This is a genomic window from Sebaldella termitidis ATCC 33386 (genome assembly GCF_000024405.1).
Lineage (GTDB): Bacteria > Fusobacteriota > Fusobacteriia > Fusobacteriales > Leptotrichiaceae > Sebaldella > Sebaldella termitidis.
Window position 1 is genome coordinate 1,530,574 of sequence record NC_013517.1, and the last position, 14,758, is coordinate 1,545,331.

Below are 14,758 nucleotides of genomic sequence, written 5' to 3' on the forward strand. Positions count from 1 at the left end.
TCAATTGACAGCTTGTATTGTTTTTAGTATTATTAAATGGGAAGTAATGAAAGAATATAAATTAGTTTTGAAGTAATGTAAGAATATTAAAAAATAAAATTTTATGAAAGGAGATTAAAAATAAATATATAATTATAAAATACTTAAGGAGGAAATGTGAAAAAAAATAAAAAACTGTTAGTATTATTTTTAGCTCTTAACTCAATTTTGACATCTTATGCCGATACAGCAGGCGGAACAGGTCTGTCCGGCAGTAAATATGAAAGAATGTATAATAATATAGTAAAAAATATAGAAAAAGGAAATTCTACACAGAAAAATTATCAGGTTATAGAAAATATTCTAAAAAAGAAGAATAAAGAATTAAAGGATTTATATCTGCAGGGGGATTATGTAGTAAAGCCGGAATATTTGGAATGGCAGGTATTTTTTACAGGATTTTATGCAGAAAATGAAAAAGGCGATAATACAATGGAAAATGCTGATTATTATACTTCAGCAAGAACACAGAGCGGTAAATTAACAGTAAATTTAAGAATATATAATGAGCTTCTGGCGGCAGGACTGACTTCAAACCAGGTAGAGGCACTTTTTAACGGTGACAGGAATGTGATAAATTCTCTGACTGATGAACAGAAGAATATTTTTTATAGTCCGAGTAATCTTTCTGGTACTTTTAAATCATTTCATCAGAAAGAAGATCCTAATAATATAAAACTGGGGGCTTCGATACCAATAAAAGAAGTATTGGATTTTTCACTTGATCCTCAGATAAAAATAGTGGAAAAAGCAATAAACCCGATAATAGTAAATCTTCCAAATACAAAAGTAGAAAAAATAATGATAACAGATTTCAGAGGAATAACAGCACCGACACCGCAGGCACCTACGATTAATATTACTGTAAATCCTTCTGCTACCATTAATTCACCTGTTATAAACTTTAATTTTAGTGCAGGACATAATGCGGGGGCTCCGATGAATCTGAGCGGAGGTGTAGTAAACCACGATACATATAATAATAAAATAGTTTCAATGAATTATAACCGTGTTTTTACAATAACAGACACTTTTCATATTGTTAACAGTCCTGGCGGAAAAATGTTTTTTGCTCAGGGGACTGATATAGAATTTACAAATTCAAATCCCAGTCCTGCAAGTTCATACGGGAGATTTTTTGCAGAAAACAGAAACAATGCTACATTACTTGCAAATTATGGGAAGATAACAATATCAGCGGCTTCATCAGACGCATTTATATTTGGTGATACTGTGGATTCGGTTCTATCCGGAGGTGTACCGTTCAGTACTTCTGTATATAATGGGGGAACAATGATACTGAATGCTGCTTCTCATAACGGACAGGCGAGTATTCCGGGTGGTGTTGCTATGGCATATCTTTCCAGGGGTGATGATGCCAATAGCGGTGCGAAGCAGAGATACTTGGTAAATGGAATAAATGGTGTCATGAATATAAACGGTTGGGGAAATTACGGAATATTAATGAATCAGGTAGATAGTGAGCCTACTTCACATAAAACAGAAGTAACAGAAGCGAATATAAATTTACTTATAAATAAAGGTAAAGTAAATATAAATGTAAATGGAAGACCAGGAGGATATACAGAGGGGAATGTAGGTATAGCTGCTTTTGCAGATAACACACTGGGTACTGGGAATGATAATTCGTTTGTTTTAAATGATAATGAAGGAACAATAACTTCAAATAGTGGAAATAATATTCTTTTAAGACATAAAGGAACAGGTGAGGTTTGGAATAAAGGAGTAATGCTGATTAATTCGGGAAATACAATAGGGATTGACAGGGAAAACTGGCTTTATGCGGCATCTTCTAATCCTGGAAGTCTGGCATTGGGAGTTAATGATGGTGCAATAATTGTAACTGAAAATGCAGAAAATGTAAAAGCAGTATCTGGTACAAGCGATACAAAAAAACATAACAATACACAAAATACGGATAAAAAAATAATCATAAAAAATGGAGACGGTGTAACGGGCGGAGCTGATTACGATAAAGATAACGCGGCTTCTTCTTCTATTACTAAGAATATAAGTAAAAGCAGTGCTGGAAAAGGCGGAAGCGTAAACGGAGATATAACTGGAATGATGTCTACTGCACCGGGGATGTCAGCAGGAACAACAACTTTGGATAATGATCCTAATATTGATAGTATAATTGAAAATAAAACAACAACTTTCAGTATGACAATAGCAGGGAAAACTTATAATTATTCCACACAGGATGGTGTCATATTTTTAGGAGGAAAAAATTCAGCCGGACTAGCTTCTGATGTAAGAAATATAGGTTCTTATAATCCTCAATTAGACTTGGTTACAGTGAGAAATGACATAGACGGAAAAATATTCATTTATTCCACAGGAAACAGTGCAAGTCAGTATACTATAGGGATAAATGGTCTATATTCAACAGTAGAAAATAAAGGCGGAATATTTCTGGGACTTACGGCACAAAGCGGTCCAATAGCAGCACTGGCTTCAGCTGTAGCAACTGAAGGCGCAGTTGCGACACCCGGGAATTATAACTATATAGGTATTTACGGAAAAGGAAGTAATATATCCAATACCGGATTTATAACTGATAAAGCTTCTGATGCTTTAAACTATTCTCAAAAGGCAATAGGAATCTATGCCGAAAATTCTAAAGTGAACGGGACACTAGTAGGGAAAGTGGAAAACAGCGGGAATATAACTCTTGGAATCGGCGGAAGTGCAGTTATAACTAAGGGATTAAGTGCAGCTGAAAAGATAGGACTGAAAAGTACAGGGGAAATCAGTGTGTCTGGAAATGCTGTATATCAAGGAATCGGATTTACACTTGAAAATACTGATGCCGAAATTTCAAATAAAATAAACCTTTCCGGAGAAAATACGATCGGAATCTATGGAAAGAACAGCACTATTAAGGCAGGCTCACTGGAAATCGCCGGGAATAATATCGGGAAAAGTATTGGAATCGTGGGAGATACTGCAGTACTGGAAGTGAAAAACGGAGTAAAAATAAATCTTCTTAACGGCGAAAATAATATAGGTATTTACGGAAAAAATATTACCTATACAGACAGCATTACAGGAACACAGCCGGATTATCTGACGGTTAATCTTGGTAACAGTGGTATAGGAGCTTATTTAACAGACCTTGTATCCAATACAACATTAAAAATAAATACTATTAATACAGGAAATACAACTACTGCACAGCTTGCAGGAGGAATTTATGCCACGTCTTCGGCAGGAAGCATAAATATAACCGGCGGATCAATAAAAGTAGGAACTTCTCTTCAGAACGGAGGCGGATTTGGAATATACGTTTCTGGAGGAGCTGGAACCAACGGTACCATAAATCTGGGAACAAATGCAGTAACTGTAAATCAGAGATCAGGATTAGGAATTTATGCAAATAATATAACAAATATAACAACAGGAGATATAACTGCAGGAAATACAGGTGTATTCCAAAATAATACTTCGGCAGCAGGGGCGCTAAAAACTGGAAAGATAATCCTTACAGGCAGTGAGGACAATATGATAGGTGTTTATACTTCCGGAAATACTACAAATGCAGAAATTAACGGACTTGAAATGACAGGCCTTGAAAAACTGACAGGTATATATGTAGGAAAAGGCGGATTTAAAAATACAGGAAATATAAGCATAAATGCAGGAAAATTATCCTACGGTATCTATATAAAAGGGGATGCAGGCAATAAAACCGTAGATTTTGGAAGCGGGACAAGCAATATAGTATTAGGAAACGAAAGTCTGGGATTATATCTTGATAACGTAAATGTAACTGGAAGTATGCCGACAGGCATAACTGTAGGGGATTCAAATACCTCAGGCAAGCAGAGTGTGGGAATTTATGCCAAGGATACAGCTTTTAGCAATCCTGTGGGTACCAATGTAATTTCAGGAAAAGAATCTGTAGGTGTGTACTTTGATACAAATACCGGAAACATAGAGTATAACGGAAGTGTGTCTCTTGGAGAAAATTCACTCGGGATTTATAAAAACAGCGGTACGCTGAAAAGAGATCCATCGGCTTCATTAGTATTTGCAGGTACTAACAATATGCAGTCCACAGGTTTTTATCTTGATAATGCAGTACTGGATTTTACATCAGGTGCTCTAAATGCAAATACTCTTTCAATGAATTCGGGAATAGCCTTTTTATTAAAAGGAAATACTTCTGATGTAAGGGTAAACGGTACAACAATAACTCCGACACAGCTGGACAGTCTCGGTCTTGCACCGAAGGTAGAACGGATTGTTTATTCGGAAAAAAATGAAACAGTAGCAGGAGATATAACACTGGATCCGGCAGTAAGATATTACGGTCACAGAGCTAAGGACGGAAGGCTGGAAATAAACGGAAATATATATACCAGCAGTAATATAACAGCTACATACGGGGTAGCGGTACAAAACAGATATACAGTACTGCCTGTGACGGAAGAAGTACTTTTGAACAGCGGATATGTAGTAGATATGTCAAATTCTTCCGGAAGTGTAGGTATACAGTCACTGGCAGGAGCAAGAGCAGTAAATAAGGGGAAAGTAATAGTCGGTAACAGCAGCAGTGCAAGTGCAGGAATAGGTATACTTGCCGAAAGCAGTACAATAAACCTTACAAGCGTGGTAAATGATTCTGGAGCAGTAATAGAGATGCCTTATGCAGGAATTGGTATATATCTGGATTCACTTGAGCTTGGCGGAAGTGTAACAAATGCAGGGACAATAAGCTCTACCCAGGCAAATGCTTTGGGAATTTATGCGAAAATGTCCTCGACGGGAGTTTTGGGAGCACCGATTACTGCAATTACAAATACGGGAAGTATTAATCTTTCTGATAACGGATTTGGAATATTTACGGATAATTCTACAATTACAAATTCGGGAAATATAACAGTGGATAATCCTGGAACAAACAGTATTATTGCTATTTATGGAGGAAGAAACTCTATTATTAACAATACCGGAGGAAATATTTCAGTGGGAGAAGGCGGAATAGCCTTTTACGGAAATAATACAGCTATGACAATTTCAGGCGGAAATTTTTCTACTGAAGGCGGTACACTGATTTATGCAGAAAATAATACAAATATAACTTATACAGCCAATGGAACAACTCTGGGGAATAAAATAGGAATTTACCTTGATCAGAGTAAAATAGATCTTGGAGGAAAAAATTTCTCAGTTATGGATTCAGGTTCGGCTATATATCTTCTTGGGGCAAATGCAGAGGCTAAATCATTGGGAACAATGACTCTGGGGAATAATTCCGAAGGTGCTTACGTAAAAAACAGCATGATGAATCTTCTCGGCGGTACTATGAATATAACAGGCTCTAATTCTACAGGGATAATAGGAATAAACTCCAATATTGAAAATACAACGGCAATAAATGCCAATATATTGGCAGGAAGCTTTGAAAATAAAGGATTACTTGTAAAAGTAGATGACGGCGGAACATATACAATAAGAAACAAGGCAGCCATAAATATAACAGGTGCTAATTCACTGGGAATATACGGAAGTACTCTTGACAGCAGCGGAAATATTCTCGGAGCACTTAATATAATAAATGAAAATAATATAAATATGGGTTCTGCTTCTGATATAAATAATATGCTGATGGGAATATACGGAACACAGAATGTAAATATTTCCAATACTACAGGAAATATAACAGGGGGCAGTTATACTGCCGGAATATATTCAGCAGGAGGAACAGTAACGCATGATTCCAGTATTAGTCTCGGTGATGCATCAGTAGGGATTTATATGTCAGGAGGAACAGGGACAGTAAGTCTCGGAGCCGGTGTATCAGTAGGGAACGGAATAAGAAAGATAGTTTCCGGAAATCAGGTAATAGAGAGCGGAGTGGCACTATATGCCAATAATGGTGCAGTTATTACCAATTTCTCCCCTAATATAAATGTGGGAAGCGACAGTATAATAGGTTATTCAAAAGGTGCAGGCTCAAAAATAATAAATCACGGCAATGCAGCACTTGGAACAGAAGCTATAGGATTTTACACAAGCGGTGCCGAGCTTGAAAATTACGGGACACTATCTTCAAGTGGTGACGGAGTAATTTATTTCTACGGTAAAGACGGGAAAATAACAAACAGCGGAAATATAAACGGAGCTGCACATAATTACGGAGTGGGAATATATGGTAAAAATTCTGAAATTATAAATACAGCAGATATACTATTGGGAGATACATACTATAATCCTGCCAAAGCTGATGATCCTTCTGATTCAAGCCACAGATATGCAGTAGGAATCTACGGGGATCAGTCAAAAATATATAATAACGGAGAAATACATATAGGACAGCGTGGTATAGGAATTTATTCATATGGTCAGACCGGTGATCTTATAAATGATATAAACGGGAAAATAATTTCTTCCGGGGATAATACAGTAGGCTTACTTGTGGAAGGAAGCGGAAGCTATAATGTCATTAATAACGGGCAGATAATCTTATCGGGGAAAAATTCGGTAGGAGCTTCTATAAACAGAAATACTACACTGATAAACAACGGATTAATAGAAGTAAGCGGAGAAAACAGTGTGGGTATAATGGCGGAAGCAAGCTCGAAGGTAGTTAACAATGCTGTAATAAGTGCATTGGGAACAAGTGTGGCGGGAGTGGTGCTGAGAAGCGGTTCAGTGCTGGAAAACCACGGGACTATAACCGGTCTTGTGCTTGCCGATGATGTGGACAGTGCAGTAGCAAGTGCTTCCAGTGCATCAGTGGCGGCAACAAGCCTTTACGGATATACTGAAAAGCTTCCGGGAACTGTGCTGCCGTCTTATGCAAAACCGACAATAGTAAACTCAGGTGTAATAAATGTAGATAATAATTTTCTTCTTGACGGGATTAATCTGATAATAAAGCCTGATCTTCAAAATCCATCGACTACTGTAATAAGCTCAGGAAATATAGACTTTATATATGATGCAGTGAAATTCACAGGAGGAAAAATAGATAAGGGTATGCTGGTAGAGGTTACGCCTGACTTTGCAGAAGGAACAACAGCAACGGCAATACAGCTTCTGAAAACATTTACGTCTACTTCGGGACTGGATATAAATGATTTTGATGTAATAAGCCAGTCTATTCTATGGGCAATAACACCGGCATATAATAAGGATGACGGAACATCAATCGATCTTATAGCTACGAAAAAGTTATTTCATACATTATCTGAAGGCTTATGGTATGAAGATTTTGCCGCTAATATGGACAATAATTATTCAGGTTCTGCGGGAGATGCACTAAAAATATACAATAAAGCAAACTGGCTGACTTCCGACAAGGACTTGAGACATGTAATGGCAAGTCTTGCAGGAAATGTATATGCCAATATAAATCAGAGAGAAATGGATATAGAGGCAGTATTTGATAATTCCGTGAATTTCCTTCAGGATTCGGAAAATAATACAAAAGAAAATGTAAAAATAAATGTAATAGCAGGAAAAGGTGAATTAAAAGAGGATACAGACGGTGTAGTGCCGTATGATTACAGAACAACAGGAGTAATAGCACTTAGAGAAGTAGAAAGAACATACAGACATACATTTGGCTACTCGCTGGGATATGCAAATACCAATTTTGATATGAAGGATAATAATGACAGCGAGGAAACAGTAAATACAATACAGCTTGGATTTCATAATAAATACACAACGGACAGCTGGAAAATAAAAAATAATCTTACAGGAAGAGTAAGCTTCCATGATATGGACAGAAATATCATGTGGCCGACAAAAGACGGAAGATCAGAGATGAGCAGCAGATATGAAGTATACAGTATTTCAAGCGATAATATTCTCGGGAAAGAATTGGCACTTGGTAAAAATGCAAGTATAACACCATATGGAGCGATAAAAGCAGTATATATGACAAGACCTGATTTTACGGAAGACGGACTGGAAAGTCTTCAGGTGGACGGAAATGATGCATGGAGCGTAAAACCTAGAGCTGGAGTAGAGCTTAAGGCAGAAGTTCCTTTGGGAGCAAATACAGCATGGAAATTAAAGGGAACTATTGATCTGGCATATGAATATGAACTGGCAGATATAAATGAGAGAGAATATGCAAGATTAACAGCAATAGAAAGTGATTATCACGAGCTTTCAAAACCAGAGGATGAAAAAGGAGCATTTAGAAGCAAGGCTGCTATAGGTGTGGAAGTAGAAAATAGATACGGAATATTCCTTACAGGGGAATATGTAACAGGAGAAAATGACAAAGAGGATTACAGAGCGGGAGTTTCTCTGAAAGCAGTATTCTAAGATAAAAAATATAGTAAATGATAATAGCTTCCCGAAATAAAATTTTGGGAGAGATAAACAGGTACAAATAAATGGAACCGAATAGATTAATACATGCAGATGTGTATTTTCTAAATGGTTCCATTTTATATTATAAAAGCAGTAATTTTTTAGTATTATACTTATTCTGACGACAGACAGAATAAAGTACGGGGAATTTTTTTCCGGTATTATCGTTTATTTGTTTATACAATTTTGTGTTTGGAATAAAAGAATTTTTAAAACTTTTTGTAACTTTATAATACAAATTTGTGAATCTTTCCTTTTTCCCTATTTGGGGTATATTATAAGTGACTATAGTTGAAATGAGGGTTAAATATGATTATTAGTTCTAGAACAATAAAAATTCTGGAGTATGTTTCCAGAAAGGGGGAAACTACAATCAGGGATATCGGGGAAAATCTGCTGTTATCCGAAAGAATAGTGAGATATGAGATTGATAATATCAATTTTATTGTATCAAATGAAAAAACTGCTTCATATATTATAAACAAAAGAGGCAGGCTGCATATGAACAATACTCCGAAAATGCTGGGAATAATAGAGGACTTAAAGGAAGTGGAAAAAGTATCAAAGCATGAAAGAGAAGATTATATATTTATAAAACTCCTGTTCGAAGGAAAAATAAACCTGAGAAGACTTACAGAAGAGCTGGATGTAAGCAGGACAACAGTAAAAAAGGATCTGGCTTCACTGGAAATGAAAAAGACAGGAATAGAGATAGTGAACAATTCACTTTGTTTTCCGGTAAATGATGAGTTTGAAAAAAGAAAACTGCTTATTGATACGCTGGATGAATATATAGATGAATATCTGAACGGAATCGGAAATAACATAGTTATAGATGTTTTGAAAAAGATGTTTAGCAAAGAGGAGCAGCTTCTCATAGAAAAATTTTTGAAAAATATTTCCGAGCATAACCTGAAGGCAAATAAACTCTACAAAACCTTTTATATGTACCTCATTATCACAATTCAGAGAATAAGAACCAATAACCTGATTTTGAAGAATGAAAATGCTAATTTCCTGAAAACCACAGAGGAATATCAAAAGATAAACAAGGAAATAATATTGCTGGAGAAAAATTTTGAAATATTGTTTACAGAAAATGAAAAATTACAGATAGCGGATTTTTTAACGGGATTATTTTCATATTCATATAATACGTCCATATTTGATGTATGGATAAAAATAAACATATTTATAAAGGAAATAATAAAAAATGTAGGGGGAAAGCTGCAAATAAACCTTGAAGATGATGTCTGGCTTCTTGAAGGTCTGATGAATCACATAAAGCCTGCAATTTACAGAATACGAAATAATATAAATCTAAAAAGCATGGAGGTATATTACGAAGAGGCACGGGAAATCTATCCGAGACTTTTTACAGTAATAAAGGAAGAGCTGAAGGCTTTGGAAAAACTTATAAATATTGAATTTCCCGAAAATGAACTTCTGCTTTTTCTTATTCACTTTCAGGCAGCTTTGGAAAGAAATAAAAATAACGGGGAAATAAAAAATGTACTGCTGGTGTGCATAGGAGGCTTCGGTACGACAAATATACTGGCATATAAGCTTCAGAGAGCCTATGAACTGAATGAAATAAAAATAATATCTTATCTGGAAATTGATAAATCTTATCGAAATATAGATGCTGTTATTACAACCGCAGATCTGAATATTAATGTAAAGGAAAATATCAGTGTTCCTGTAATTAAGGTTTCGCCGTTTCTCACGGAAAAGGATACGGCAATATTAAATGAACACGGCTTTTCGAGAAAGCAGAATACATATGATATTTCAGAGATAGTAAAACAGCTGAATGAGAGTGCGAGTATAAAAAATAAAGAAAAATTCAGAAAAGAGCTCCAAAATATTTTCAGTGTAAGTATAAGAGGAGATGAAGCAGAAAAAAAGGATTTATTTTATTTTTTGAAAGAGGAAAATATAATCTTTGAAAAGAAAAAGCTGGAAAAATGGGAAGATGCAGTAAAGGAAGGATTTAAACCTTTGGAAAAAGGGAAGTATGTAGATGAAAGTTATTATAAAAGTATAATAGAACTGATAAATAATTTTGGTTCATACATGGTAGTAAGCGAAGGTCTGGCAATTCCCCATGCGGAAAATATGAATAATGTACATAAATCAGGGATAAGTCTTTTGTATTTAAAACATCCGGTGATATTTCCCGGCAATAAAAAAGTAAATTTGTTATTCTGCCTGTCAGCAGTAGACAAAAAGGATCATGTACAGAGTCTGGAGGATATTATCAGACTTGAAGAAGAGTTTTCATTCAGAAAAAAAATGGCAGAAACAAACTCAAAAGAGGAAATTACAGAAATTTTAGATAAATATAAAAGATTCAGGAGGTGAAAAATGCTGACCGATTACATAAAAAAAGAATGGATAAAATTAGACACGGAAGCGGAAAACTGGGAGGAAGCGATAGAAAAAGGGGCTAACGAGCTTCTGAAAGATAATGTAATAACTAAAAGCTATATAGAAGCCATGAAGAAAGCGGTAAAAGATATGGGGGCATATTTTGTGGTAACAAAGAATGTGGCACTTCCCCATGCGAAGGCAGAAGAAGGAATATTAAAAACAGGCTTTGGTCTTGTTACATTGAAAGATCCCGTAGAATTTGGAAATGTAGATAATGACCCGGTAAAATATATATTTTGTCTTGCTATAAAAAGCAGCAATGAACACATAGAAATACTGAAAGAATTATCGGAGCTTCTGGAAGATAAAGAGTTTTTCAGACTTTTGGACAGTGAAAAAGACGAAGGGAAAATTTATACTTATTTGAAAAATAAAAAAATATAAGAGGTGAGAAGTATGAGAAGAGGTCTGGTAGTGTGCAGAACAGGAATGGGAAGCAGTATGATGCTTAGAATAAAGCTGGAACAGGTAATAGGTGAAAATAAATTTCCCATTGAAATGGAGCATGATGTATTAAGTGCATTAAGTAATTATGATGTAGACTTCGTGGTAACTATGAATGATCTGGTGGATCAGGTAAAGGAAGAGACAAAATATACCATTGGAATAGAGGATCTTATGAATAAAGGGGAGATAAAGGAAAAACTGGAAAAATATCTAAAAGAAACTGAGGAGGTATGAAAATGGAGATTTTGAAAATATTTGTCTTTGACTTTCTGGGATCGGCTCCGATTCTGGTGGGTCTTATGGCATTATTGGGACTTATTCTGCAGAAAAAAAGACCTGAAAAAATAATATCAGGAACGCTGAAAACAATAGTAGGCTTTCTTATTTTCGGCGGCGGAGCCGGTATGGCAGTGGCGTCTCTTGCCAGCTTTCAGACATTATTCAGTGAGGGCTTCGGTCTGAAAGGGGTTCTTCCTCTGGCAGAGGCAATAACGGCACTTGCCCAGACAAAATTCGCATCTGTGGTATCACTTGTAATGGTAGTGGGATTTATCTGCAATCTGCTTGTAGCCAGATTTACAAAATTTAAATATATATTTCTTACAGGGCAGCATAATCTGTATCTTGCAGCTTTATTGACAGTAGTTTTGAAAGCACTTAATTTTGGGAATACTACTGTAGTAATAATGGGAGGAATAATACTGGGATTCGCAGCAGCACTTTACCCGGCACTGGCACAGCCGTGGATGAGAAAGGTAACAGGTAATGATGAAATAGCAATGGGGCATTATGTTACTATAGCTTATGCACTTTCAGGATGGCTTGGCTCAAAAGTAGGGAATCCGGACGAAAGTACTGAAAAGCTGAAGCTTCCCGGATGGCTTTCCATATTTAAGGATTATATAGTATCTGTAAGTATTTCCATAATTATATTTTTCTATATAGCAGCATTTATGGCGGGTAAAGTAAAGGTAGAACAGCTTTCGGGAGGAGTAAGCTGGCTTGTGTTTCCGCTGTTTCAGTCACTGACATTTACTGCGGCTCTTTATATTATCATAACAGGGGTAAGAATGTTTCTGGGTGAAATAGTTCCTGCATTTGTAGGAATATCGGAAAAATTAATACCAAATGCAAAACCGGCTCTGGATTGTCCCGTAGTGTTCCCGTATGCACCTACAGCCACAGTAGTAGGATTCATATCTGCATATATAGGCGGTCTCTTATGTATGTTTATACTGGCCGCTCTTCATATGACAGTAATAATTCCCGTGGCAATTCCTTATTTCTTCATAGGAGCTACGGCAGGGGTTTTTGGTAATGCAACAGGCGGATGGAAAGGTGCAATAGCAGGAGGTTTTGTAACCGGAATACTTATTGCGATAGGACCGGCTTTGTTATATCCTGTTATGGAAGTAATAGGACTTTCGGGAACTACTTTTCCGGAAACAGATTTCGTAGCTTTAGGTCTGGTAATATATTATCTGGGAAAAATGTTCGGACGTTAGTGCTTTGTCTTCTTTGTATTTTGCGGATATAGTTAAAAATTGACATTATAAGATATAAATATTGTTCAGACAAAACTTGGGAGGAATAAAATGAAAAAAGACATTAGTACATTAAAAGAGGAAGCAAAAAAGAATAGAAAAAAAATACTGGAAATGGTATATAAAGCAAATGCGGGACATCCCGGCGGGTCACTTTCGGTAATAGATATTCTTACTGCAATTTATACTAATGAAGTGGACTTTACTGCAAAGGAGAGAAGCAGGGTTATACTGTCAAAGGGACATGCGACTCCGGCATTATATGCAGTATTAAATCAGCTTGGATTTATAAGTGAAAGTGAATTTGATACATTTAGAAAGGCAGATTCAAGACTGCAGGGACACCCGGACAAAAATAAAATTCCTGAAATAGATGCGAATACAGGGCTGCTCGGACAGGGGCTTTCTATTGGCATAGGAATGGCCCTTGGGAAAAAACTAAAAAAGGATGGAAACAGGGTTTATGTTATTTTGGGAGATGGAGAGCTTCATGAGGGACAGGTATGGGAAGCATTAATGTCGGCACCTCACTATAAACTTGATAATCTCGTGGCAATACTTGATTATAACAGGCTTTCTTCAAAAGATGATGTAAATAAGGTGATGAATCTGGAACCCTTAAGAGATAAAATAAAGGCTTTTAACTGGGAATTGATGGAAATAAACGGACACAGCATGGAAGAAATCACCGAAGTACTGGGAAAAGCAAAGGAAATCGTGGAGAAGCCTGTATTCATAATTGCTGATACTGTAAAGGGAAAAGGTGTGAGTTTCATGGAAAACAATCCTAAATGGCACAGCGGAGGACTTAAGGAAGAGGAATATATAACCGGCATAAAGGATATAGATACAGGAGGTAATAATAATGGATAATTACAAGCTGGTATCTCCGAGAGACTTTATAGGGGAGACACTTATTGAATTTGCAGAGGAAAATGAAAAGATAGCAGTAATAGACAGTGACTTATCTTCGTCAGTTACAACAAATAAATTTGCTGAAAAATTTCCGGAAAGATTTTTTGAGATGGGAATTGCAGAGCAAAACTCAATGGGAGTGACAACAGGACTTGCCCTTGAAGGGCTGATACCGTTTTTCGTGGATTTTTCAATATTTGTTACTGGTACTGTATGGACACAGCTGAGACAGGCATGTTATTCCAAGGCAAATGTAAAAATAATAGGCTCGCATCCGGGGATAGATAACGGGCCTGACGGGGCAACGCATCATGCACTGGAGGATATAGCACTTTCGAGAGTTCTGCCTAATCTTACAGTATTGATTCCGGCTGATACTTATGAACTGAAGGATATGATAAAAAAAGCGATTGAAATAAACGGGCCTGTTTATATAAGAACAGCAAGAGATGTTGTACCTTTATACAATACTGAGGATACAGGATTCGAACCGGGGAAAGCTCAGGTCATATACGATGAGGGTGATGATATAGCTCTGATATTTGAAGGTACAGCGGGCAAACAGGCTTTTGAAGGATTTAAGCTTTTGAAGGAAAAAGGATATAAATGTAAATTAATCAATATAAGAAGTATAAAGCCTGTAGATAAGGAATTAATACTAAAAACAGGAAGGACTGTAAAAGGAATAATAACAGTGGAGAATCATTCTGTATACGGAGGGCTGGGCTCTGTCACGGCAGAAATACTCGGCACGGCTGAGCATAAAGCTGTTCTCAGATATGTAGGTATAAAGGATACATTTACAGAATCCGGCAAGACATCAGATGTTAAAGAGAAATACGGATTAAGTAAAGAAAAAATATTAATAGCAGCAGAAGATATAATGAAAAAGTAATTTTAACGAGTAAAAAAATCCAAAACTATATCATAAAAAATTGATATAGTTTTTTTATAATACTTTGTATTTCCATTGAATTGTATTAGTATTTAATTTGAAAAAGAAATTGACAAAATCAAATTCA

General features: G+C 36.1%; 7 protein-coding genes. All 7 read left to right on the top strand.

The window, feature by feature from the left end; all coding sequences use genetic code 11:
- Positions 1-156 precede the first annotated feature (156 nt).
- The 7 genes from STERM_RS07170 to STERM_RS07200 all read left to right on the top strand — a co-directional run bounded on the left by STERM_RS07170 (position 157) and on the right by STERM_RS07200 (position 14,631).
- The gene (locus STERM_RS07170) at positions 157-8,349 is read left to right on the top strand and encodes an autotransporter domain-containing protein (protein ID WP_012860920.1); all 8,193 of its coding nucleotides are present in this window, start codon (positions 157-159) and stop codon (positions 8,347-8,349) included.
- Positions 8,350-8,706: 357 nt separating this feature from the next.
- Complete coding sequence (locus STERM_RS07175) at positions 8,707-10,761, top strand: BglG family transcription antiterminator (protein WP_012860921.1); 2,055 nt, start codon at positions 8,707-8,709, stop codon at positions 10,759-10,761.
- A 3-nt stretch (positions 10,762-10,764) separates the two neighbouring features.
- A complete protein-coding gene (locus tag STERM_RS07180; protein ID WP_012860922.1) occupies positions 10,765-11,214 on the top strand; it encodes a PTS sugar transporter subunit IIA in 450 nt (149 codons plus the stop codon).
- Positions 11,215-11,226: 12 nt separating this feature from the next.
- Positions 11,227-11,511, top strand: a complete 285-nt coding sequence (locus STERM_RS07185; RefSeq protein WP_012860923.1) for a PTS sugar transporter subunit IIB — start codon at positions 11,227-11,229, stop codon at positions 11,509-11,511.
- Between the two features lie 2 nt (positions 11,512-11,513).
- A complete protein-coding gene (locus STERM_RS07190) occupies positions 11,514-12,782 on the top strand; it encodes a PTS ascorbate transporter subunit IIC (RefSeq protein ID WP_012860924.1) in 1,269 nt (422 codons plus the stop codon).
- 90 nt (positions 12,783-12,872) lie between these two features.
- Entirely contained in the window at positions 12,873-13,694 is an 822-nt protein-coding gene (locus STERM_RS07195) for a transketolase (protein ID WP_012860925.1), read from the top strand.
- A complete protein-coding gene (locus tag STERM_RS07200; protein WP_012860926.1) occupies positions 13,687-14,631 on the top strand; it encodes a transketolase family protein in 945 nt (314 codons plus the stop codon). Before STERM_RS07195 ends, STERM_RS07200 begins: the two co-directional genes overlap by 8 nt.
- Positions 14,632-14,758: the final 127 nt, after the last annotated feature.